Source organism: Jiangella muralis, assembly GCF_001270745.1.
Taxonomy (GTDB): Bacteria; Actinomycetota; Actinomycetes; order Jiangellales; family Jiangellaceae; genus Jiangella; species Jiangella muralis.
The window spans coordinates 18113-39953 of record NZ_LFXL01000045.1 but is presented as its reverse complement, the minus strand read 5'-3'; the positions used below and the strand labels follow the sequence as shown (position 1 = coordinate 39953).

Below are 21841 nucleotides of genomic sequence, written 5' to 3'. Positions count from 1 at the left end.
GACGGGCGAGCGTCACCCCGGTGACGTTCCGCCCGCCTCGTTCGACGTCTCCGGGCCGGTCACGAAGCTGCCCTTGCCGGGCCAGGTGGTGATCAGCCCACGCTCGCGCAGCACGACGAGGGCGCGGCGCACCGTGCCGAGCGCGACGTTGCAGGTCTTGGCCAGCTCCTGCTCGCCGAACAGCTTGCTGCCGGCAGGGAGCCGACCGGCGGCGATCTCCGCGGCCAGGTGGTCGGCCAGGCGGAGATACTCGTAGCCGGGGGCGTTCGGCTGCGGTACGTAGTCGCGCACGGCCGACGACGCTAGGCCGGTCGGCCGCTGCCGCCGTCGGCCGGACGCGGCATGCCGCGACCCGGAGCCATGCAGAGCCATACCTGCGAGGGAGCGGCCGGTGGCCAATCTCCCCTAGCCCGTCTCCGACCGGCGCCGGGCGGCGAGGACACGCTGCAGGATGACGAAGACCAGCAGGATGCCGCCGGTGATGATGGTGGTCATCTCCGGGCGGATGCCGCCGTCGCGCGTGATGAGGACGTTCATCAGGCCGAGTACCAGCGCGCCCACCACCGAGCCGAGCACGAACCCGGTCCCGCCGGTGAGCAGCGTGCCGCCGATGACGACTGCCGCGATCGCATCCAGCTCCCAGCCGATGCCGGTGATGTTCTGCGCGCTGCCCAGCCGCGACGTGTAGACGACGGCGGCGATGCCGGCGAGCGTGCCACTGATGACGTAGATGCCCAGCTTGGTCGCGGGGACCGGCAGGCCCATCAGCGTCGCCGACTGCTCCGAGCCGCCGATCGCGTAGACGGTGCGGCCGAACCGGGTCCGGTGCAGCACGAGGAACCCCAGCACGACGATGACGACGGCGGCGACCACGCCTGGCGTGACGACCAGGTCGTTCACCTTCTCACCGTCGATGATCTTCAGCTGGGTGGCCAGCTCGCGGATCGCGGAGTCGTCGGCCAGCCGTTCCGGGACGGTGCTCAGCATCGACGCGAGCCCGCGCGCGAGGAACATCGTCGCCAGGGTCGCGATGAAGGGTTGCACCCCGAAGTACTGGATCAGCACGCCGGAGACCAGTCCCAGCGCCGAGCCGATCAGCACCATCACCAGCACGGCGGCCACCGGGTGCCAGCCCGCGTTGGACAGCATGACCCCGGCGACGCTGCTGACCGCGATGATGGCGCCGACGGACAGGTCGATGCCGCCGGTGAGGATCACGAACGTGAGCCCGACCGCGAGGATGATCAGGTGCGAGTTGTTGACCAGCAGGTTCGACAGCGTGCTGAACTGGACGATGCGACCGTACGCCGCCTCGCCGTAGATGATCATCCCGACGAAGATGAGCAGTGCGGCGACCGTCGGCAGCGCGCTGAGCCGGGCCCCCAGCCGGTCGCCCAGCGAGCGGCGCGACGGCGCGGGGCCGGGCGCGGACCCGGTCGGCGGTCGAGTCGTGACGGTCATGCCGCAACGGCCTCCTTCTGCGACTGCGCCCGGAGGGCACGGCGGTGTCGGAACAGCGACCGGACGCGCTCGGACTGCAGCAGGCAGAGCACGACGATCACGATGGCCTTGAACGCGGGCGTGGCCGAGGCCGGGATGCCGAGGAACACGACGGTCTTGTCCAGGGTCGCGATCAGCAGCCCGCCGATCACGGCGCCGCCGATGGAGAACTTGCCGCCGGCCAGCGACGTCCCGCCGATGACGACGGCGAGGATCGCGTCCAGCTCCAGCTGGTAGCCGGTGCGCGAAACGTCCACCGTCATGACGCTGGCGGTCGCGAACACGCCGGCGACGCCGGCCAGCAGCCCGCTCACCGAGTAGACGGTCAGCTGCAGGTTACGCCGCTTCACGCCCGCGAGCCGGCTGGCCCGCGAGTCCATGCCGATCGCCTCCAGCATGAGCCCGAGCGCGCTGCGCCGCACCAGCAGCCAGACCAGCGCGACGATGGCCATGGCCAGCAGGAACACCACCGGGATCCCGGCGACGTAGCCGTTGGCCAGCCACGCGAACGAGTCGTTGTCGGCGGTGGTGTTCTGCCCGCCGGTGATGACCTTGGCGATGCCGCGGCCGGCCAGCATCATCACCAGCGTGCTGATGAACGGCTGCAGCCCGACGACGGAGACGAGGATGCCGTTCACCGCGCCCAGCGCTGTCGCGATGCCGAGCGCGACGGCCAGCGTCAGCGCCGCGTTGCCGGTGCTGCCGTCCATGCCGCTCAGCAGCTCCATCGACACCGCGCCGGCCACGACCATGATCGAGCCGACGGACAGGTCGATGCCGCTGGTGGCGACGACGAGGCACATGCCGACGGCGATCATCAGGATCGGCGCGGCGGCGCGCAGGATGTCGACGAGATTGCCGGACAACCGCCCGGTCTCGCCGTTGTAGCCGATGGAGAGATAGCTCGGGTCCTTGATGACGTTGATCGCCAGCAGCGCCGCTATCGCGATGACGCCCCAGAACGCCGGGTTGCGCATGATCGCGCCGCGCCGCGCGGCCACGTCCCTCATTCGGAGTCACCTTCCTCGTCGTCGCCCTCGTCGGCGATGACGGCGACGATGGTCTCCGCCGTCACGTGCGGGCCGTTCTCCAGCTCGGCGAGCTTGCGGTGGTCCTTCATGACGATGATGCGGTCGCTGAGCCGGACCACCTCCTCGAGCTCGGAGGAGATGAACACGACGGCCACGCCCTTGGCGGCCAGCGCGGCGACGGCGGCCTGGATCTCCGCCTTGGCGCCGACGTCGATGCCGCGGGTGGGCTCGTCGAGGATGAGCAGGTCCGGCTCGGTCGCCAGCCACCGGCCGAGCAGCACCTTCTGCTGGTTGCCGCCGGACAGGAACTTGATCGGACGCTCCGGGTCGGCCGGCCGGACGTTCAGCTCGGCCAGGTACTTGCGGGTGAGCGCGTCCTGCTCCTTGCGCGACAGCGGCCGGAACCAGCCGCGCTTGGCCTGGACGGCGAGCACCAGGTTCTCGCGGACGGTGAGGTCGCGGATGATGCCCTCGTCGCGCCGGTTCTCGCTGGAGAACGCGATGCGGTGCGAGAGCGCGGCCGTCGGGTTGTGGATGTCGGTCTTCTTGCCGCGCAGCCAGACCGTCCCGCTGTCCGGCCGGTCGGCGCCGTAGAGCAGCCGGGCCAGCTCGGTCCGGCCGGAGCCGAGCAGCCCGGCGAGGCCCAGCACCTCGCCCTGGTGCAGTTCCAGGTCGGTCGGCTCGGACGAGCCCTTGCGGCCGAGATCCTCGGCCTTGAGCAGGGGCTCGCCGCGCGGCTCGTAGTGGTGCGTCTGCCGCTCGCTGCCCAGCGAGCGCAGCGTCGCGAAGTCCTTGCCGATCATCTTCGAGATCAGCGTCGTGCGGTCCAGCTCGCGGGTCGGGTACTCGCCGACGAAGCCGCCGTTGCGCAGGACGGTGATGCGGTCGCTGATCGCGTAGACCTGGTCGAGGAAGTGCGTGACGAACAGGATGGCGACGCCCTGGTCGCGCAGCTTGCGGATGACGGTGAAGAGGTTGGCCACCTCGTTGGCGTCCAGGCTGGAGGTGGGCTCGTCGAGGATGAGCACCTTCGGCTCGGTCACCATGGCCCGGCTGATCGCGACCAGCTGCTGGATGGCAAGCGAGAGCGTGGCGAGCGGACGGCGCAGGTCCAGCTGCTCCAGGCCGAGCGTGGCCAGCACCCCGGCCGCCGCCCGGTGCGTCGCCTTCCAGTTGATGCCGAACGGGCCGCGGACCTCGTGGCCCAGCATCACGTTCTCGCCGATGGACAGGTTGGCGCAGAGGTTGACCTCTTGGTAGACGGTGGCGATCCCGGCCGCCTGGGCGTCGGCGGTGCCGCCGAAGCGGCGCTCCACCCCGGCGACCAGGATCTGCCCCTCGTCGATCTTGTAGACCCCGGTGAGCGCCTTGATCAGGGTGGACTTCCCGGCCCCGTTCTCGCCCATGAGGGTGTGCACCTCGCCCGGGAACAGGCGGAAGTCGACGGCGTCGAGGGCCTTGACCCCTGGGAACGAGATCGAGATGCCGGTCATCTCGACGATCGGTGGCGCTCCGGTCATGACGGCTCCAGAGTCCTCAGTACTTGCGGGTGGGCAGCGCGGCCGTCGCGGCTTCCGGCGAGTCGAACGTCTCACTCGGCACGACGATGTACGGCTCGACCTCCTCGCCGTCCAGCACCTGGCCCACGACGTCGAGCAGCGTCTCGCCGAACAGCGGGTTGTACTCGGCGACGAAGCTCAGCCGGCCCTCGGAGAGCGCCTCCAGCGCCGGCTTGGTGCCGTCGATGGTGGCGATCTGGACGTCGACACCCGGCGTCAGGCCGGCCTCCTCGACCGCGATCGCCGCGCCGAGGCCCATCTCGTCGTTCTGTGCGAACACGATCTGGATGTCGTTGTTGTTGGCCCGCAGGACGGTCTCGAAGACGCTCTTGGCCTCTTCGGTCGACCAGTTGGCGGTCTGCGCGCCGATCTTCACCAGGTTGGCGGCCGAGCCGACGGCGTCGTCCCAGCCCTGGTTGCGCTCGTTGACGACGGAGACGCCGGCCGGCCCCTCGAGCACGAAGTAGTTGCCGCCGTCGGGGAACGCGGCGACGGCCCACTCGGCCACCGACGTGCTGACCTCGTAGTTGTCCGGCGCGATCCGGGTGACGTAGAGGTCGGTGTCGTCCGGCTCGATGCCCCGGTCGACGAGGATGACCGGGATCTCGGCCTCCTGGGCGCGGCGCAGGGAGTCCTCCCAGCCGGCGCCCTCCGTGGCGGACAGCAGGATGACGTCCACGCCCTCGTCGACGAACGACGTGAACGCGTCGATCTGGGAGCGCTGGTCGAGGTTGGTGGCGGGCGCGTACTTCAGCTCGAAGCCGGCCTCCTCGGTGAAGGTGTCCTGGACGTTCGCCTCGTTCGCCTGCCGCCAGCCGCCCTCGGGGCCGACCGCGACGAAGCCGACGGTGACGACCTCGTCGCCCCCGTCGCCGCTGGCGCTGGTGTCGTCGTCGCCTCCGCCGCACGCGGTGAGGGCCAGGGTCAGTGCCCCGGCCGCCGCGAAGGCCCGTGCGATCCGTGCGTTGCTGCGCATCGATCTCCTCCTTGAGACCCGTGCCTTCCGGCGTGGTTCGTGGGCGTGGAACGGGGAGATGTTACCGGGAACACATGGACCATGCAAGATGTGAAATGGTACTGACTGATGTCACATACTTCGAGGCCCAGCCGTCGACTCGCGCAGGATCAGCTCCGGTGCGATCCGCGAGCGCCGCTCGGTGCTGCCGCCCTCGAGCGCGGCGACGAGGATCTCGACCGCGAGCGTGCCCAGGGCGTGGAAGTCCTGTCGCACCGTCGTGAGGGTGGGCAGGAAGTGCCGCGACACGGACAGGTCGTCGAACCCGACGACGCTGACGTCCTCCGGCACGCGGATGCCGCGGTCGCGGAAGCCGTGCAGGATGCCGAGCGCCATCTGATCGTTCGCGGCGAAGATCGCGGTGAACGGCGGCAGTTCGTCGAACGCGACGGCGAACTCGTAGCCGGAGTCGGCCGACCAGTCGCCGACGAACGCCGGCGGGATGTGCAGCCCGGCCTTCTTCAGGTGCGCGTGCCAGCCGCGTTCGCGGGCCCGCGCGTCCAGCCAGTCCAGCGGGCCGGCGACGTGCACGATCTCGCGGTGGCCGAGGTCCATCAGGTGCTGGACGGCCAGCGTGGCGCCGAGTCGCTGGTCGACCGAGGCGGTGAGGAAGTTCGGGTCGTCGTCGGCCTTGACGATCAGCGTCGGCAGCCCCTCGGTCAGCTCGCGCAGCACGTCGACCGACGACGCACGCGGCGCGATGACGCACAGCGCGTCGATGCCGTGCGCCGTCAGGTACGCGATGGCCTCGCGCGGGCGCACTCCGTCGTCGTCGGGGGAGGCGGCGACGGAGCTGACGGAGTAGCCGGCCTCGCGCGCCGCGTGCTCGACGGCGCGCAGCGTGCTGTCGGGGCCGATCTCGACCGGCCGGTCGACGATGACGCCGATGCGCCGCGACTTGCGCGTCGCCAGCGCCCGGGCGGCGCTGTTGCGCTGGTAGTTCAGCTCCTCGACGACGCGCAGGACCTTCTCGCGGGTCTCCGGCCGGATGTTCGGGTGGTCGTTGAGGACGCGGGAGACGGTCATGTGCGAGACGCCCGCGAGGGACGCGATGGACCGCAGGTTCGGCTTGTCGTCCGGGCTCCCGGCGCTCATCTTCCCTCCCACACTCTGCACGTCACTCGCGGCGGCACGGTGCCGGGACCCCGGCCGACGCCGGTCTGATCGTACGTCTCGGCGCGGTGACGTTACCGGGAACATGCGGCCCGCGACAATCCCGTGCCGCTTCGCCGGCAGCTGACAGATGTCATGGCCGATCGCTCACGAGTTCACGAAACCGCAGCTCACCGCGTTGTTAGGCTCGCAGTCATGCGGGTTCTCAGGTGGCTGCACGGGCCGGCGTTCGCGGCTGGCGCCGTCGCCGTCCTCATCAACCGGGCCGGGCTCGGCCCGCTCTGGTTCACCGGTGTCGGGCTGCTGGCGTTCGGCTTGGCCGGACGTTGGCTGACGACGCGGGCCCAGCGGCCGCCCCGCGGCGCCGAGCCGGACCCCGTCGCCGTCGAGCTGCCGCTGGCCGGGCGCTGGACGGCCCTGAACGGGCCGGGCACCAAGGTGCCCAGCCACACCCACGCCCTGGCGCAGACCTACGCCATCGATCTGGCCCTCCGGCCGGCGCCGGCGCCGGTGTGGCTGTGGCCGGTCGCCCGCCGCCCGGCCGCGTACCCGGCGTTCGGGATGCCCCTGCTCGCGCCGGCCGGCGCCCGGGTCGTCGCGGCGGCGGATCGACAGCGCGACCACCTGACCCGTACATCGCTGCCCGGGTTGCTCTACCTGCTCCTCGAGGGCTTCGTCCGCACGCTCGGCCGGCCCCGGCACCTGCTCGGCAACCACGTCGTCGTCGACCTCGGCGACGGCGTGTACGCGGTGTTTGCCCACGTCAGGCAAGGTTCGCTGCGGGTGGCCGTGGGTGATGTGGTGGTCGCCGGCCAGCCGCTGGCCGAGTGCGGCAACTCGGGCAACTCGTCCGAGCCGCACCTGCACTTCCAGCTGATGGACGGCCCGGACATCGCGACCGCCCACGGCCTCCGCTTCAGCTGGCGCTACCAGGACGACGACGGCGTCGCTCGCGATGGCGTCCCCGCCGACGGGTCGACGGTCGCCGCCGCACACCGTCGGGAAGGATGAGACGGTGACGTCTGAGTGGCAGCCGCGGTCCGGCCTTTGGACCCTCGACCCCGCCGTCCTCCACCTCAACCACGGGTCGTGGGGCGCCGTGCCGCTGGCCGCGCAGCGGGAGGCGGCGCTGCTGCGGGCGGAGAACGAGGCGAACCCGGCCGCGTGGTTCCGGGCGCTGCCGCAGCGGGTGGCGTCGGCGCGGCGGGAGCTGGCCCGCTGGCTGGGCGCCGACGAGGCCGGGTTCGCGCTGGTGCCGAACGTGAGCGCCGGCGTGACGGTCGCGCTGGCGGCCGTGGACGTGCCGGCCGGCGGGCGCATCGTCGTCACCTCACACGGCTACGGCGCCGTGCGGTTCGCCGCCGACCGGTTCGCGGCGGCTCGCGGCGCGTCCGTCGTCGAGGTGCCCGTGCCACTGACGGCGTCGCCCGACGACGTGGTGGCGCTGCTGACGCCGGCCGTCGGCGCCGCGGACGTCGTGGTGGTCGACCAGATCACCTCGCCGACCGCGACGGTCTTCCCGGTGGATCGGCTGGTGTCGCTGTGCCGTGCGGCCGGCGTCCCCGTGATCGTCGACGGCGCGCACGGGCCCGGGCTGCTGCCTGCTCCGGTGCCGGTGGGTGCGGATTTCTGGACCGGCAACCTGCACAAGTGGGCGTGCGCGCCGCGGGGGACCGCCGGCGTGGTGGTGGCGCCGGAGTGGCGGTCGCGGACGCTGCCGCCGGTGGTCTCGTGGTCCGAGCACGGCTCGCTGCCGGAACGTTTCGACTGGCAGGCGACGGCCGACTACGTGCCCTGGCTGGCGGCGCCGGCCGCCCTGGACGTGCTGGACGACCTCAACTGGCCGGCCGCTCGCGAATCGGTGTCGCGGCTGGTCGCGGCCGGTGCGGACCTCGTGGCCAAGGCGATCGGCAGCGAGGTCCCGGACCTGGCCGCCCCGGCGCCGACCATGCGCCTGGTCGCGCTGCCCCCGTCCGTCCGGATCGGCGACAAGGCGGCCGAGGAGGCCCTGCGCGTGCGCATCGCCCGCGACGCCGCCGCCGAGGTCAACGTCTGCGTCCACGACAGCCGCGCATTCCTCCGCCTGTCGGCGCACGCCTACACCGGCGCCCGCGACTTCGAGCTGCTGGCCGCCCGCCTGCCCGCCCTGCTCTAGCGCTGAGTCCGAATGATCCTCGGGTGGCCGGGTGGCGTACCCGGGTGGCGAGCACCAGCGACGCGGTCAGTTGATGCGGGCACGTCCGCGCCGATGAGAACCATGACCATGGCGCGGAAATTGCTGCCCTGGCGACACAAATAGCGCCATGACCATGGTTCTCACCAGCACGACCAGCCACCCGGGGTCATTTCGGACTCACTCATCCAGCCCCCAAGGCGCCAGCGCTCCACACTCTCGCTCGTGTCCGTGGTGCGGAGTAGCGTCGCGGCATGGCGGGCGCGCGGCTGCGGCGACGGACGGTGGTGGCTGGTGCGCCGGCACTGCTGGTCGCCTGCTCGTCCGGCAACACCGGCGGCGACGACGCCGGCCAGCCCGCCGCCGCGACCTCGCCGTCGCCGGACGAGCTCGACCTCGCCGACTGGGAGGTCGTGCGCGCCCAGTTCGCCCTCGACCCCGAGTTGGCCCACTTCGCCGCGTACGTGCTGGCCAGCCACCCGGCGCCGGTGCGGGCCGCCGTCCAGCGGTGGCGCGACGCGTTCGACGCGGACCCGGCGGCGGCCGTCGCGGGAGAGCTGGCGCGCGACGCTTCTCTGACGCCGTACCGCGAGACCTACGTCAGGTTCGGCACCAGCATCGTCACGACCCCTGAGCAGGTCGACGCCGCCGTCGAGGCGGTCGACGAGCTGACCCGGTAGCCCTTGCCGGACGGCCACGATGCGGCCCTTCCGGTTGACACCGCACGCCCGCCGGTCCGAGAATTCGAACCGACCATTGCATCTGCTGAAACAGGTGACGAGTGGACGAGGGTCGGCTGGCCGGACGGGTGGCGCTGGTGACGGGCGCCTCCCGCGGCATCGGCGCGGCGGTGGCCCGAGCGTACGCCGCCGAGGGCGCCTCCGTCGCGCTGGGCCACGAGCCGCGTCCCGACATGGCGGCGCAGGCCGAGGACCTCGCGGCCGAGCTGCGGACGGCGGGTACGAAGGCGGTCGCGCTGGAGGCCGACCTCGCCGACCCCGGCGCCGTCCAGGAGCTGGTCGACGGCGCCCGCGCCCACCTCGGCCCGCTCGACATCGTCGTCGCCAATGCCGCGTTGTCCGCGCAGTCGTCGTGGCGCGACATCAGCGTCGCCGACTGGGACCGCGTCTTCGCCGTCAACCTGCGCGGCAGCTGGCTGCTGGCCCGCGCCGCCTACCCCGACCTCGTCGCCGGCGGCCGCGGCTCGATCATCACCGTCAGCAGCGTCATGGCACGCACCGGGCAGGCCGGCGCGCTGCACTACACCGCCAGCAAGGCCGGCATCATCGGGCTCACCCGGGCGCTGGCCCGCGAGGCCGGCCCCGACGGCGTCCGCGTCAACGCCGTCATGCCCGGCGCCATCCGGACCGAGCACGAAGAGGCGCTCGAACCCGACCCCGACGCGGTGTTCGAGCAGGTCACGGCCGTTCAGGCGCTGAAGCGCCGGGGGACCGCGGCCGACCTCGCCGGCGCCTTCGTCTACCTCGCCGGCGACGAGAGCGCGTTCGTCACCGGCCAGGTCCTCACTGTCGACGGAGGCTGGGTGTTCGGCTGACGTAGGCTGGCCGATCGTGTTCACCCCGGACGAGCGTTCGGCGCTGCGCGACGAGCTGGTCGCGGCCGCCCGTGCCGACCACCGCATCGACGGCGCTGCCCTCACCGGGTCGGCGGCGAGCGGCGCCGAGGACGACTGGTCCGACATCGACCTCGCGTTCGGGCTGGCCGACGGCGCCGACCAGGCCGCCGTGATCGCCGGCTGGACCGCCGTCATGTACGAGCGCCATGGCGCGGTCGCGCACCTCGACTCCCCGCGCGGCAGCACCATCTACCGGGTGTTCCTGCTGGCCAACACGTTGCAGGTGGACATCGCGTTCGCGCCGGCCGCGGAGTTCGGCGCCATCGCCCCGACCTTCCGGCTGCTGTTCGGCGCCGCCCGCGACGTCCCGGCCGCGACGCCGCCGGCGGCCGGTGGGCTGGTCGGGATGGGCTGGCTGTACGCCCTGCACGCGCGGTCCAGCATCGAGCGCGGCCGCGGCTGGCAGGCGCTGTCCATGATCGACGGCCTGCGCGACCAGGTCGTCGCGCTGGCCTGCCTGCGCCACGACCTCCCCGCCCACCAGGGCCGCGGCGTCGACGCCCTGCCGGAGGCCGTGACGGCGTCGCTGGCCGGCTCGCTGGTCGGCGCCCTCGACGACCCGACGTTGCGCCGTGCGTTCGCCGTCGCGACCGAGGCGCTGCTGGCCGAGGCCCGCCACGTCGACCCCGTCCTGGCCGATCGGCTGACGGCGCCGCTGCGGGCGCTGGCCGGCGGCTCAGCCGCGGCCGGCGAGGAACGCCAGTAGCGCGGGGTCGGCCGAGGTGAACCGGTCGACCTCCTCGCCGCCGTCGCAGCGGCACAGGGCGACGGTGACGCCCACCGCCGTGCGGGCGACGACGCGCCACTCGCCGCCCGCGTTCTCCCAGCGTGTCACCACACCGACCGGGTCGTCGCTCATGCTTCGAGCCTAGCTTCACTGGGTCTCCGAAGCTCCGGCACGTGAACCGAGTTTGGACCGGCGTCGCGTGGCGGCGCAGCGGATCCACACGGTGGGGTGGGGGATCGTGTAGCGGTTCGCCGTTGTCCCGCAGTTCGCCGTTTTGCGGTAGTGGGCCGTCCCCCTGCTGCCCATTTTCTTAGCCGCGGCACCGCGCCTCAAGCGGAGCCCAACGGCGCGCTTCGCGCGAGCGAAGCACCGCTTGACCCCCGGCACCGCGGCCAAGAACGGGCAGCTATCAGGGGGACGGGGGAAGTGCGGGCAGAGCCCGCCCGTGTGCACCGTCCGCCGTTGGCTGCCGTGCGCCGTTCCTGCCGGCGCCAGCGGGACGGCCAACGTGGCGGCCTCCGGCGAACGCGGCAGGGTCGTCCAGTCTGCAGATGTGGCGCGGGGTGCGATTCGCGCTACTCCGCTCAAACCTCGACTCACGTGTCGGAGTTTCGGAGACCAAGCGAGCCTAGGCCCGGTTCCGTTCGAACAGGGTGATCAGGACGCCTTCGCCGACGGTCCGCGACTCGGTGAGCCGCCACCGCGTGCGGTCGGTGGTCTCGCCGAACAGCCGGCGGCCGTAGCCGAGCAGCACCGGGTACGTCATGAGGTGCAGCTCGTCGACGAGGTCGTGCTCCAGCAGCTCCTGCGCCAGCCGGATGCTGCCGGCCACCTGCAGTTCGCCGTCGACCTCGTTCTTGAGCTTCGCCACCTCGGTGGCGACGTCGCCGCGGACGACCTGGGTGTTGTTCCAGGTCGGATCGGTCAGCGTCGACGAGACGACGTACTTGCGCATGCCGTTGTACTTGTCGGCGAGTTCGCCCTCCTCCTGCGGCCAGGCCGCGGCGAACCCGTCGTACGTCACGCGGCCGAGCAGCAGCGCCTCGGCGCCGAGCGCCTCGTCGACCTTGAACTGCTCGCCCTCCTCGCCGCTGTCGAAGTCGAAGCTCCAGTCCTGGTACTTGAAGTCCTCGCCGCCCGGCGCCTGCACGACGCCGTCGAGGCTGCTGAACTCCGTCACGACGATGCGTCCCATGTCAGGCCCCCTCAACGAACGCGCGCAGCTCCGGCGCCAGCACCTCGGGGGTGGTGGCGTGGTTCTCGCCCGGCACCGGCTTCAGCGTGGCCGTCGGCAGCAGCTCGGCCAGCGCGCGCGGGCCGGGGATCAGCGTCGGCCAGGTGTCGATGCCGTGCATGACCAGCACGGGGACGTCGACCGACGCCCATCGGTCGGCCGGCAGCGGGTTGCCGGACATCGTCGTGCCGATGATCCGGCCGTCGTAGGCGATGGTCGGCGCGATGCCCTCCATGACCGGCCAGAAGTCGCTCTGCCGCATGCCCTCGACGGCCTCGGGCGGCATGCCTGCGGCGGCCGTCATGAACAGCTCAACGGCGTCGCCGGGCCGGCCGGCCGCGTTGGCGGCGTCCAGGCGCTCGACGTAGTCAGACGGCAGCGGCGGGCGGACGTCGTCGACGACGAACGGCGGCTCGAACGCGACGACGTGGCTGACCGGCAGCTGCCCGGACGCGGCGGCGTCGAGCGCCAGCACCCCGCCGGAGGACCAGCCGAACAGCACGGCCGGGCCGCCGCCGGCATGCTCGACCAGCGCGGCGAGGTCCTCGATCTCGCGCTCGACGGCGTACGGGGCGGTGTCGGTGCTGTTGCCGCGGCCGCGGCGGTCGTAGGCGTAGGTGCGGAACCCGTCGGCCAGCAGCTTGCCGGTCTCGGCGTTCAGCGGGTTGATCGCCGGGTAGCCGGTGGCGCCGTCGATCATGATCAGCGTCCGGCCCTCGCCGTAGGTGTCGAACGCGATGGTGGTGCCGTCCTTGGAAGTGACCGTGCTCATCTCGTGCTCCCGAATCTCGGTGGTGGCTTGGAACTAGACGGTACAGTACTCACACGAGTACGGAACTGTCTAGTACTCTCTGCTGAGGGAGTGAGGAGAAGGCATGGTTCTCGAAGGCGTTGAGGAAGGCCGGACGGCGCGCAAGCGGCGGGCGATCGTCGAAGCGGCCACGGAGGTGTTCCTCCAGCACGGTTACATCGGCGCCAGCATGGACCAGGTGGCGGCGAAGGCCGCGGTCTCCAAGCAGACCGTCTACAAGCAGTTCGCCGACAAGGAGCACCTGTTCGCCGAGATCATCGCCGGGCGCACCGACACCCTCGGCGACCGGCTGGCCGCCGTGTACGCGACGCTCGACGACGCCACCGACGTGCGCGCCGCTGTGCGCGACGTCGGGCGGCAACTGCTGCAGAGCCTGAGCCGGCCCGAGGTGCTGCAACTGCGCCGGCTGGTCATCGCCGAGGCCGACCGCTTCCCCGACGTCTCCGGCACCTGGTGGGAACGGGCCTTCCACCCGTCGCTGGTGCTGCTCGGCGAGGCGCTGGCGCGCATGGCCGAGCGCGGCCTGCTGCGCGAGCTGGACGACCCCACGCTGGCGGCGTACCACCTCGCCGGGCTGGTCATGTACAAGCCGATGAACCGGATGATGTTCGCCGGCACCGCCGCCGTGTCGCCGGCGGACGAGCTGGACGTCCTGGCCGACCGCGCGGCCGACGTGTTCCTCGCCGCGTACGGACGGTGACGCCGCGGCTGATCGTGCTCAACGGCCCGCCGGCGGTCGGCAAGTCGACGCTGGCCGGGTGCTACGCGACCGACCACCCGCTGACGCTGAACCTCGACGTCGACCGCGTCCGCGACCTGATCGGCGGCTGGCGCGACGATCCGGGCGCCGCGGGGCTGCTGGCCCGCGCGGTCGCCGTCGTCGCGGCGCGGGCGCACCTGCGGGGTGGTCACGACGTCGTGGTGCCCCAGTCGGTGGCCCGGCCCGGGTTCCTGGAGCAACTCGAGGCGGTGGCGACGGAGACCCTAGCGGCGTTCCACGAGCTGGTGGTGATGGCCGATCGGGCGGCCGTCCTACGACGGTTCGCCGAGCGCGCCCGGACGGCCGCCGACCCGGCACGGGCCGAGCCGGCCGAGGTGGCCGCGCTGTACGACCGGCTGACGGCGTACCTGGCCCGGCGTCCGCACGCCGTCGTCGTCCCGTCCGCCGAGGGCGCCGTCGACGAGACGTACCGCCTGATGCTCACTCACCTCGACGCAGAGGAGTGACGCAGGTGCGCCGGCCCGGGCTGCGGTCCCGGGCCGGCGCACCTCTCTGCGGGCGGGTCAGCCGGCCCGCAGGTCCTTCTGCGCCTGTGCGGCGGCGACGAGGACGTTCTGGCGCTCACGGCGGGTGAACCGGCCGGCCGCCTGCCACTCGGACGCGACCTGCTCGACGCGGGCGACGAACTCGCCGTGGCCCTGGAACGGCGCCGCCGCCCAGACCTTGTCGAGGAAGCTGTCGCCGTCGTCGTCGCGGGCCTCGTTCGAGACGCCGGAGTCGATCGAGCCGAACACCACCTTCGGCTCCACCCGCTTGTAGTACACGTGGTGCGCGTCGTTGATGCCGACGTACAGCGGGCGCAGCGTGTGCTCGTGGGTGGCGAAGAAGTTCGGCTCGTCCAGCGCCTCGACGGCCGCCGCGAGGTCGCCGTCGAGCTTGAGCGACGGGTAGAACGAGAACTGCCGCCACTCCCGCGACCGGTTCAGCGCCGGCAGCACCAGCGGGCCGTGGAAGATGCTCTCGACCTGCGGGTCGTCCAGCGCGCGCTCGGTGCGCAGGCCGAACGGCATCGCGACGTCGATCCGGTCGCCCGGCGCCCACGTCCGGTCCAGCGTCAGGTACGTCCCCGGCTCGGCCGCGGCGTCGACGGCGGCGCCGTTGACCGTCACCGTGAAGCCGCGCCGCGCCCAGGACGGCACCCGCAGCTTGACGGCGAGCGGGCCGCTGCCGTCGACCGTGATGGAGGTCGACTCCTGCCGCGGGAAGTCCGTCACCTGCGTGACGGCGAACCCCTGCTCCGCCCAGTCCAGCGTCGAGGCGATGTACAGGTTCACGTACAACGTCGAGCCGTCCGCGGACTGCGCGTAGATCGTCTCCTGGTACTTCGTGTGGTTCTCCATGCCGGTGCCGCCGCAGCAGGTGCCGTTGTTGCCGAAGCCGCGGGTGGCGCCCGCGTGGGCCGGCAGGAAGTACGTCACCTGCGGGTCGCTGGCGCTGTCGTTGTCGCGGCGCGAGCCGAGGATGTGGTTCGTCAGGCCACGCTCGTAGTAGTCCATGTACGCCGGATCGGGCTGGTGGAAGTACAGGTTCCGGGTCAGCTTCAGCAGGTTGTACGACGAGCAGGTCTCGCCGCCGCCGCTGGTCGTCCCGGCGGTCGCGGCCTGGTAGTGCAGCGACTCGGAGATGTCGCCGCGCGGCTGGAACAGCTCCGGGTTGGTGTTCTCCGGCCGCCCGGGCGCCGCGCCGTACTGGCCGCCGGCCGCGCCGTGGCTGAACATCCGGTGCGGGACGATCATGTGCCAGAAGTTGTCCGCCGCGGTGAAGTACTCGGCGTTGGCCTCGGTGTCCTGCTCGTAGATGCGCAGGTAGCCGGTGAACTGCGGCACGTGCTGGTTGACGTGGATGCCGGTGAGCACGTCGCGGTCCTCGACGGCCGCCGGGAACACCGTCCGCCGGTTGTCGAACGCCTTCGCCGCGGCCAGGTGGTTGGCGCTGCGCTCCGGGTCGGTGTCGATGGCGGCCAGGTGGGCGAGGTTCTCGTTCGAGCCGCCGAACTCGCCGGCGATGTGCAGCGACCACATGCGGTCGAGGTTCTCGCGCGGCACCCGCGACAGGCGGCTGTGCACCCAGTCGCCCATCTTCGTGACGATCTCCAGCGCCCGCTCGCTGCCGGCCAGGTGGTACGCGTCGATGAGGCCGCGCATGATCTTGTGCAGCGTGTAGTACGGCGCCCAGATGCCGGTGCCGCTGTAGGTGGTGAACTCCTCGAGCCGGATGAACTGCGCCTCGGTGTACGCCGACAGAAAGCCCGGGTGCCGCCGTCCGTCCGTCGCGCCGGCGAACTCGCCGTGCTGGCCGCGTCCGGACGAGTCGGTGACGACCGGGCCGGGCGCCTCGTCGAACCGGTACCAGGCGACGTCGGCGCTCGCCGACGCCGGGTCGGCGGCGACGGCGGCCACCTCGGCCGCGTCGAGGCCACGGCCGAAGATCTGGAACTCGTCCATCAGGCCGTTCAGGAACTTGATGTTGACCTGCGGGAACTGGGCCCGCCCGAGCCAGTTGGCCGGCGTGCTGCCCAGGTCGGACGGCGACAGCGTCAGCTCGCCGCTGCCCGCTGCGACCCCGTCGACGTAGATGGTGCCGGTGCCGCCGGACTTGACGATCGCGACGTGCGCCCACTGGCCCGCCGTCAGTGCCGTCGTTGCCTGAATGCGCTGCTCCGCCGCTGCGCCGCCGGTGGTGATGGCGAACCGCGGGCCGGTGTCGTTGTGCACCGTCAGGTACATCCGCGACAGCGAGTCCGACGCGGCGTCGCCCGGGTGGCCGAAGTCGAACACGCGGGCGTTGTCGTCGCGCACGGCCGGGTTCACCCACGCGGCGATCGTGAAGTCCGTCAGGCCGCTGACGATGCCCTCCGGCAGCCGGATGACGTCGGCGTCGCCGGTGATGTGGCCGTTCGGGGTGCCGGTGAACCGGATCGCCGTCCCGTGGCGTCCGTCGACACGGGGCGTGGGCCGGGCGGCCTGCGCGGCGAGCGCGTCCTGGCACTCGCCCAGCGCGTTGACCATGTAGTCGAGCTTGTCCTTGAAGATCTGCTCACCGGTCGACGCCCACGACTGCGCCAGCAGCGTCAGGAAGTGCCCACTGAAGTGGCCGCGCAGGTTGCCGTCGGGCGACTCCCAGCTGCCGATCGGGTTCACGCCCTTGTGGTCCAGCCCCGCCGTCACGCGGAAGCTGCGCAGCATGCGGTCCGGTCCCCGCTGGTCGTCGCGCACGCCGTTGACGACGCTCGGGCCGTACTCGCGGGCGTAGTTGAGCAGCCGGTTCCGCTTCTCCTTGAAGACGCTGTCGCCGAGGGTCACCTGGCTCAGCGTGAACGGGCGCACCTGCCAGCTGTCCGCGATCGGGAGGTTGGGCTGGCTGGCGAGACGGGCGGCTGCGGCGGAGGCGCCGCCGGGCGCGGCACCGGCGCTGCCGGCCGCCATGGTGCCGACGGCCGGTGCCGCTGCCGCCAGTGCCCCCAAGCGGAGGACGGTGCGCCGGGACAGGTCCTTCTTCATGTGGTTCTCCTTGTCCGGGGAGATGCGGAGTCCGACGGGTTCGGAGTGTGCCGTGGATCCTGTTAGCGGTAACAGCATGGAAAGATGTGACATGGTACTGACCGGACGAAACGGGCGTCAAGGGTGGGTGGCGGCCGGTAGTGGTGGCGTGACGGCGAGGGCGGCGGCGCGGCCGCGCGTGGCGGGTGGCCGCGCCCGCCGTCGCCGGAAGCGGCGTCGAACGCAGCGCGAGACCTGAGCCGCGCCGCCGAAGGGGGAGTCGTCCGGCGGGGCTCAGGCCTCGTGCTCCGGGAGGTCCCGGGCTCCGGCGGGGTTCGTCGGCACCGCCGGTGCGGGAGTGAGCCTCTCGCCGCTGTCTGAGCTGCCGATGAGCCCTGGGTGAGAGGGCTCTCATCCAGGGCTCGAAGCCAGGTGCCGGCGGCACCGCTGCCGCCGATGATCAGGTGACGTATCGCTCAGATTCGGCGCGCCTTCGTCACCTGATCGTTTGGTGTCCGCATCGTGGAGATGATCAGGTGACACAACGCGCGAACGCCGGGCGCTTCCGTCACCTGATCGCCGAGACCCCGGACCCTAGTCCTCCCGGCCGGCCCACTCGCGCCGGATGTGGCCGATGTGGGTGCGCATGAGCTCCTGCAGCTGCTCGGCCTCGCCGGCCTCGATGAGGTCGCACATCTGCAGGTGCTCCCGCGCACTCGCGACCAGTCGCCCCGACGACGCCAGCGACGACAGGCCGTAGAGGCGAGTCTGGGCGCGCAACTCCTGGACGATGCGGACGAGACGCTGGTTGCCGCTGGCCGAGAGCAGCCGGAGGTGGAACTCGACATCGGCGCCGATGTAGCTGATGAGGTCGCCCTCGGCAGCGGCGTCGACGATGGCCGAGGCGAGGTTGCGCAGGTGGGACAGCTCCTGCGCGGAGATCGCCGAGACGGCCTGGGCGGCGATGGGGGGCTCGAGCAGCTCCCGGATCTGGGTGATCTGGTCGAGGTCGGTCTCCGACATGTCGGTGACCTTGAACCCCTTGTTGCGGACGACCTCGACCAGTCCCTGCTTGACGAGGTCGAGCATCGCCTCGCGGACGGGGGTGGCGGAGATGCCGAAACGCTCGGCCAGTCCGGGGGCGGAGTAGAGCTCGCCGGGCTTCATCTCCCCGGACACGATGGCGCCACGCAATGCGTCGGCGACCTCTTCCCTGACGCTCATCCGTCGTGCGAAGGACGGCAGAGCCAACTGCCGCAGTTCAGCCATCTGTGGTCCCTCCGGTGTTGCACGACGGCCGAACGTCACCGCGACGTCGCGTTCGTGCGAGATATCCCACCTCTTCAACCCTAAAGGAGAAAGCCCTCGGGAAAGGGATCTGCTGGGTCGAGGAAGTATTGTGCCGTTCCAGTCAGCCATGCGCGCCCGGTGACTGTAGGTATCACCGCGGGAAGGTTTCCGACGCTCGACTCGCCGACGAGACGGCCAACGAATCGGCTGCCGATCAACGATTCGTTGACGAAGTCGGTGTCGAGCGGCAGTTCACCGCGGGTGAAGAGCTGTGCCATACGTGCCGACGTGCCGGTGCCGCAGGGCGAGCGGTCGAACCAGCCGGGGTGGATCGCCATGGCGTGCCGGGAGTGGCGGGCGTCCGAGCCGGGGTCGACCAGCTGGACGTGGTGGCAGACGTTGATCTCCGGGTTCTCGGGGTGCACCGGGGCGTCGGCCGCGTTGATGGCGTCCATGACGGCCAGTCCGGCGGCGAGCAACTGGTCCTTCTGGGCGACGTCGACGCGCAGGCCGAGCTGGCCGGCGTCGACGATGGCGTAGAAATTGCCGCCGTAGGCGAGGTCGTAGGTGACGGCGCCCCAGCCGGGGACGTCGACCTTCGCGTCGAGGCGGTCGGTGTACGCCGGGACGTTGCGGATGGTGACGGCCTCGGCGGCGCCGTCGCGGACGGCGACCTCGCAGACCACGAGCCCGGCCGGGGTGTCCAGCCGGATCGTCGTGACGGGTTCGGTCACCTCGACCATCCCGGTCTCGACCAGCACCGTCGCGACGCCGATGGTGCCGTGCCCGCACATCGGCAGGCACCCGGACACCTCGATGTACACGACCCCCCAGTCGGCGTCGGGCCGGGTGGCGGGCTGGAGGATCGCGCCGCTCATGGCGGAGTGCCCGCGCGGCTCGAACATCAACAGTCGCCGCAGGTGGTCGGAGTGCGCGATGAACCACTGGCGCCGCTCCTCCATGGTGGCGCCCGGCAGGGTGCCGACGCCGCCCGTCACGACGCGCGTCGGCATTCCCTCGGTGTGCGATTCCACGGTGTGGAAGATGCGCTTGGATCGCATCGGCGGGCTCCCTCGACCGTCAGGAGTACTTCTCGGCGGCCTTGGCGGTCAGCTCGCGCACGGTCGCCGCGTCCCCGGCCAGCATAGGCTGGCGCGGGGGACGGACCGGACCGCCGTGACGGCCGATGACGTCCATCGACAGCTTGATCGCCTGGATGAACTCGGTGTTGAAGTCCCAGCGCAGCAGCGCGTGCAGGTCGCGGTACAGCGGCAGCGCGGTGTCGAGGTCGTGCGCCAGCACCGCGTGGTAGAGCTGGGCGCAGGCCTGCGGGAAGACGCTCGGGTAGCCGGAGATCCAGCCCTTGGCGCCGGCCAGTCCGACCTCGACGACGGAGTCGTCGGTGCCGATGAGGATGTCGAGGCCGGGCGCCAGCTCGCTGATCTGGTAGGAGCGGCGGGACTCGCCCGTGAATTCCTTGACGCCGACGATGAGGCCCTCGTTGTACAGCTCGGCCAGCACAGCCGGCTTCAGGTCGATCTTGGTGTCGATGGGATTGTTGTACGCCGACACCGGAATGCCGACCTTCGCGATCTCGCGGAAGTGCTCGATGACCGAACGGTCGTCGCCACGGTAGGCGTTCGGCGGGAGCGCCATGACCACCTGTGCGCCGGCCTCGGCGGCCTGCTCGGCCCAGCCCCGTGCCTCGCGGGAGCCGTAGGCGCCGACGCCGGGCATCACCGTGAAGCCCTTGGGCGCGTTCTCGATGGCGACCTTCACCATGGTGGCCCGCTCTTCCGGGGTCAGCACCTGGTACTCGCCGAGCGAGCCGTTCGGGCACACGCCGTCGATGCCGTTGCCGGCAAGCCAGCGGACGTGCTCGGCGTACCGGTCGTAGTCGACCGACAGGTCGTCACGGAAGAACGTCGGGGTGGCAACCAGAACGCCGTGCCATGGCTTTTCACGACCGTTCATGTGAGGCTCCATTTCTATACTATATAACATTTCACTCATGTGTGGAGAATGGGACCAACGGGTCCAGGTGGGCAAAATCTAGGTCTGGAGAATGCCGTCCACGCGCCGCGGAATGCCCGGATTCGCCTCGCGCAGCTCCTCGGGAAGCACGTGCTCGGGCGCGTTCTGATACGAGATCGGGCGCAGCCACCGGCGGATCGACGTCGGCCCGACGGAGGTGTGTGTGCTGAGGCTGGCCGACGGGTACGGCCCGCCGTGCTGCATGGCCCACGTGACGGCGACGCCGGTCGGGAAGCCGCCGAACAGCAGCCGGCCGGCCCGTTGCCGCAGGGTGGTGTGCAGCCGGCCGACCAGGTCGGTCTCGCCGTCGCCGGCGTGGATGGTCGCGGTCAGCTGGCCCTCGAGTCGGTCCAGCGCGGCCAGCAGTTCGTCGGTGTCGCGGTACTCGATGACCAGCGCGGTCGGGCCGAAGCACTCTTCGAGCAGCTCGGCGTCGAGGTCGGCGGCGGCGACGGAGAACAGCGCCGGACGGCCGAGCGCGGGGTCGTCGCCCTGGCCGTCGCCGAGCGTGCGCAGCCGGTCGTCGGCGCGCCGCCGTTCGGTCTCGGCCTGGTAGGCGTCGCGGATGGAGTCGTTGAGCATGCGCCCGGCCGGCACCTCGGCCAGCTTCGCGCCCAGCGCGGCCCGCAGCTCGTCGGCGCCGGCGGGCGCGAACAGCAGCCCCGGCTTGGTGCAGAACTGGCCGACGCCCATGGTGATGGAGCCGACGTAGCCGGCGGCGAACTCCTGCGCCTGGCCGTCCGCCACCTCGGGCGTCACGACCAGCGGGTTCAGGCTGCCGAGCTCGCCGTAGAACGGGATGGGCTGCGGCCGCGCGGCGGCGAGGTCGGCCAGCGCCCGGCCGCCGCGGGTGGAGCCGGTGAAGCCGACGGCGCGGACGTCGGGGTGCTGGACCAGTGCGGTGCCGGCTTCCAGGCCCTCGACCAGGCCGAGCGTGCCCTCGGGCAGCTTGGCCTCGGCCAGCCCGGCCCGCATGGCGGCGAAGGTGCGCCGGCTGGTCTCGGGGTGCGACGGGTGCGCCTTGACGACGACGGGGCAGCCGGCCGCCAGCGCGGATGCGGTGTCGCCGCCGGGCACGCTGAACGCGAGCGGGAAGTTGGACGCGCCGAAGACACCGACGACGCCGACCGGCACGAGCATGCGGCGCAGGTCGGGCTTCGGGCCCATCGGGGTGTCGCCGGCGTGGTCGATGGTGGCCTCGGTGTACGAGCCCTCGCGCAGCACCTCGCCGAACAGCCGCAGCTGGTACGTGGTGCGGGTGAGCTCGCCGTTCAGCCGGGTGCTGCCCAGCCCGGTCTCGGCGTCGGCGGTGGAGACGATGGCGTCGCGGTCGTCCTCGAGCGCGGCGGCGACGGCGTCGAGAGCGTCGGCCCGGCGGACGCGGCCGGCCTGCTCGAACGGCGCTGCTGCCTCGGCGGCGGCGCCGACGGCGTGATCGACGTCAGACATGCATGAGCC

21 protein-coding genes are annotated in these 21841 nt (G+C 71.7%); 7 read left to right on the top strand and 14 right to left on the bottom strand.

Going from position 1 to position 21841, the window contains the following annotated elements; all coding sequences use genetic code 11:
- Positions 1-12: 12 nt before the first annotated feature.
- The 6 genes from ACW62_RS29540 to ACW62_RS29515 all read right to left on the bottom strand — a co-directional run bounded on the left by ACW62_RS29540 (position 13) and on the right by ACW62_RS29515 (position 6200).
- Positions 13-291, bottom strand: coding sequence for a GntR family transcriptional regulator (locus ACW62_RS29540; RefSeq protein ID WP_053207715.1), 279 nt, complete (start codon positions 289-291; stop codon positions 13-15).
- Positions 292-405: 114 nt separating this feature from the next.
- The gene (locus ACW62_RS29535) at positions 406-1461 is read right to left on the bottom strand and encodes an ABC transporter permease (RefSeq protein WP_083460319.1); all 1056 of its coding nucleotides are present in this window, start codon (positions 1459-1461) and stop codon (positions 406-408) included.
- The gene (locus tag ACW62_RS29530; protein ID WP_053207714.1) at positions 1458-2510 is read right to left on the bottom strand and encodes an ABC transporter permease; all 1053 of its coding nucleotides are present in this window, start codon (positions 2508-2510) and stop codon (positions 1458-1460) included. Before ACW62_RS29530 ends, ACW62_RS29535 begins: the two co-directional genes overlap by 4 nt.
- Positions 2507-4051 carry a sugar ABC transporter ATP-binding protein gene (locus tag ACW62_RS29525; RefSeq protein WP_053207713.1) on the bottom strand — a complete coding sequence of 515 codons (1545 nt, stop codon included), beginning with the start codon at positions 4049-4051 and terminating at the stop codon, positions 2507-2509. The genes ACW62_RS29530 and ACW62_RS29525 overlap by 4 nt, the downstream gene beginning before the upstream one ends.
- Positions 4052-4067: 16 nt before the next feature.
- Complete coding sequence (locus ACW62_RS29520; protein WP_053207712.1) at positions 4068-5066, bottom strand: ABC transporter substrate-binding protein; 999 nt, start codon at positions 5064-5066, stop codon at positions 4068-4070.
- Between the two features lie 111 nt (positions 5067-5177).
- Positions 5178-6200, bottom strand: coding sequence for a LacI family DNA-binding transcriptional regulator (locus tag ACW62_RS29515; protein WP_053207711.1), 1023 nt, complete (start codon positions 6198-6200; stop codon positions 5178-5180).
- 213 nt (positions 6201-6413) lie between these two features.
- Here ACW62_RS29515 and ACW62_RS29510 point away from each other — a divergent pair, with 213 nt between their 5' ends.
- The 5 genes from ACW62_RS29510 to ACW62_RS29490 all read left to right on the top strand — a co-directional run bounded on the left by ACW62_RS29510 (position 6414) and on the right by ACW62_RS29490 (position 10733).
- Positions 6414-7229 carry a M23 family metallopeptidase gene (locus ACW62_RS29510; protein ID WP_083460318.1) on the top strand — a complete coding sequence of 272 codons (816 nt, stop codon included), beginning with the start codon at positions 6414-6416 and terminating at the stop codon, positions 7227-7229.
- Positions 7230-7233: 4 nt separating this feature from the next.
- Positions 7234-8373 carry an aminotransferase class V-fold PLP-dependent enzyme gene (locus ACW62_RS29505; RefSeq protein ID WP_053207733.1) on the top strand — a complete coding sequence of 380 codons (1140 nt, stop codon included), beginning with the start codon at positions 7234-7236 and terminating at the stop codon, positions 8371-8373.
- Between the two features lie 272 nt (positions 8374-8645).
- Positions 8646-9071 carry a hypothetical protein gene (locus ACW62_RS29500; RefSeq protein ID WP_053207710.1) on the top strand — a complete coding sequence of 142 codons (426 nt, stop codon included), beginning with the start codon at positions 8646-8648 and terminating at the stop codon, positions 9069-9071.
- 101 nt (positions 9072-9172) lie between these two features.
- The gene (locus ACW62_RS29495) at positions 9173-9946 is read left to right on the top strand and encodes an SDR family NAD(P)-dependent oxidoreductase (protein WP_053207709.1); all 774 of its coding nucleotides are present in this window, start codon (positions 9173-9175) and stop codon (positions 9944-9946) included.
- Positions 9947-9962: 16 nt separating this feature from the next.
- The gene (locus tag ACW62_RS29490) at positions 9963-10733 is read left to right on the top strand and encodes a nucleotidyltransferase domain-containing protein (protein WP_053207708.1); all 771 of its coding nucleotides are present in this window, start codon (positions 9963-9965) and stop codon (positions 10731-10733) included.
- Here ACW62_RS29490 and ACW62_RS29485 read toward each other — a convergent pair.
- From ACW62_RS29485 to ACW62_RS29475, 3 genes are all read right to left on the bottom strand, one after another.
- On the bottom strand, positions 10704-10886 hold the full coding sequence (locus tag ACW62_RS29485) for a hypothetical protein (protein ID WP_053207707.1): 183 nt from the start codon (positions 10884-10886) through the stop codon (positions 10704-10706). The genes ACW62_RS29490 and ACW62_RS29485 overlap by 30 nt on opposite strands.
- 496 nt (positions 10887-11382) lie before the next feature.
- A complete protein-coding gene (locus ACW62_RS29480; RefSeq protein WP_053207706.1) occupies positions 11383-11949 on the bottom strand; it encodes a dihydrofolate reductase family protein in 567 nt (188 codons plus the stop codon).
- A gap of 1 nt (position 11950) precedes the next feature.
- On the bottom strand, positions 11951-12760 hold the full coding sequence (locus ACW62_RS29475) for an alpha/beta fold hydrolase (protein ID WP_053207705.1): 810 nt from the start codon (positions 12758-12760) through the stop codon (positions 11951-11953).
- Positions 12761-12863: 103 nt separating this feature from the next.
- Here ACW62_RS29475 and ACW62_RS29470 point away from each other — a divergent pair, with 103 nt between their 5' ends.
- Positions 12864-13499 (top strand): TetR/AcrR family transcriptional regulator, encoded by a 636-nt coding sequence (locus ACW62_RS29470; RefSeq protein ID WP_053207704.1) that lies wholly within the window; start codon positions 12864-12866, stop codon positions 13497-13499.
- Entirely contained in the window at positions 13496-14026 is a 531-nt protein-coding gene (locus ACW62_RS29465; RefSeq protein WP_053207703.1) for an AAA family ATPase, read from the top strand. Before ACW62_RS29470 ends, ACW62_RS29465 begins: the two co-directional genes overlap by 4 nt.
- 57 nt (positions 14027-14083) lie before the next feature.
- Here the strand turns inward: ACW62_RS29465 and ACW62_RS29460 are convergent, their stop codons facing one another.
- From ACW62_RS29460 to ACW62_RS29440, 5 genes are all read right to left on the bottom strand, one after another.
- Positions 14084-17080, bottom strand: a complete 2997-nt coding sequence (locus ACW62_RS29460) for a beta-L-arabinofuranosidase domain-containing protein (RefSeq protein ID WP_053207702.1) — start codon at positions 17078-17080, stop codon at positions 14084-14086.
- A 573-nt stretch (positions 17081-17653) separates the two neighbouring features.
- Entirely contained in the window at positions 17654-18328 is a 675-nt protein-coding gene (locus ACW62_RS29455) for a GntR family transcriptional regulator (protein WP_053207701.1), read from the bottom strand.
- Positions 18329-18408: 80 nt separating this feature from the next.
- On the bottom strand, positions 18409-19410 hold the full coding sequence (locus ACW62_RS29450; protein WP_053207700.1) for a proline racemase family protein: 1002 nt from the start codon (positions 19408-19410) through the stop codon (positions 18409-18411).
- Between the two features lie 19 nt (positions 19411-19429).
- A complete protein-coding gene (locus ACW62_RS29445) occupies positions 19430-20323 on the bottom strand; it encodes a dihydrodipicolinate synthase family protein (RefSeq protein WP_053207699.1) in 894 nt (297 codons plus the stop codon).
- Between the two features lie 78 nt (positions 20324-20401).
- Positions 20402-21832 carry an aldehyde dehydrogenase (NADP(+)) gene (locus ACW62_RS29440; protein ID WP_083460315.1) on the bottom strand — a complete coding sequence of 477 codons (1431 nt, stop codon included), beginning with the start codon at positions 21830-21832 and terminating at the stop codon, positions 20402-20404.
- Positions 21833-21841 lie beyond the last annotated feature (9 nt).

Coding starts and splice junctions, on each gene's coding strand:
- ACW62_RS29525 (WP_053207713.1), bottom strand. CDS start 4,051: ATGACCGGAGCGCCACCGATCGTCGAGATGACCGGCATCTCGATCTCG.
- ACW62_RS29470 (WP_053207704.1), top strand. CDS start 12,864: ATGGTTCTCGAAGGCGTTGAGGAAGGCCGGACGGCGCGCAAGCGGCGG.
- ACW62_RS29515 (WP_053207711.1), bottom strand. CDS start 6,200: ATGAGCGCCGGGAGCCCGGACGACAAGCCGAACCTGCGGTCCATCGCG.
- ACW62_RS29500 (WP_053207710.1), top strand. CDS start 8,646: ATGGCGGGCGCGCGGCTGCGGCGACGGACGGTGGTGGCTGGTGCGCCG.
- ACW62_RS29445 (WP_053207699.1), bottom strand. CDS start 20,323: ATGAACGGTCGTGAAAAGCCATGGCACGGCGTTCTGGTTGCCACCCCG.
- ACW62_RS29535 (WP_083460319.1), bottom strand. CDS start 1,461: ATGACCGTCACGACTCGACCGCCGACCGGGTCCGCGCCCGGCCCCGCG.
- ACW62_RS29530 (WP_053207714.1), bottom strand. CDS start 2,510: ATGAGGGACGTGGCCGCGCGGCGCGGCGCGATCATGCGCAACCCGGCG.
- ACW62_RS29510 (WP_083460318.1), top strand. CDS start 6,414: ATGCGGGTTCTCAGGTGGCTGCACGGGCCGGCGTTCGCGGCTGGCGCC.
- ACW62_RS29450 (WP_053207700.1), bottom strand. CDS start 19,410: ATGCGATCCAAGCGCATCTTCCACACCGTGGAATCGCACACCGAGGGA.
- ACW62_RS29455 (WP_053207701.1), bottom strand. CDS start 18,328: ATGGCTGAACTGCGGCAGTTGGCTCTGCCGTCCTTCGCACGACGGATG.
- ACW62_RS29475 (WP_053207705.1), bottom strand. CDS start 12,760: ATGAGCACGGTCACTTCCAAGGACGGCACCACCATCGCGTTCGACACC.
- ACW62_RS29520 (WP_053207712.1), bottom strand. CDS start 5,066: ATGCGCAGCAACGCACGGATCGCACGGGCCTTCGCGGCGGCCGGGGCA.
- ACW62_RS29460 (WP_053207702.1), bottom strand. CDS start 17,080: ATGAAGAAGGACCTGTCCCGGCGCACCGTCCTCCGCTTGGGGGCACTG.
- ACW62_RS29485 (WP_053207707.1), bottom strand. CDS start 10,886: ATGAGCGACGACCCGGTCGGTGTGGTGACACGCTGGGAGAACGCGGGC.
- ACW62_RS29440 (WP_083460315.1), bottom strand. CDS start 21,832: ATGTCTGACGTCGATCACGCCGTCGGCGCCGCCGCCGAGGCAGCAGCG.
- ACW62_RS29480 (WP_053207706.1), bottom strand. CDS start 11,949: ATGGGACGCATCGTCGTGACGGAGTTCAGCAGCCTCGACGGCGTCGTG.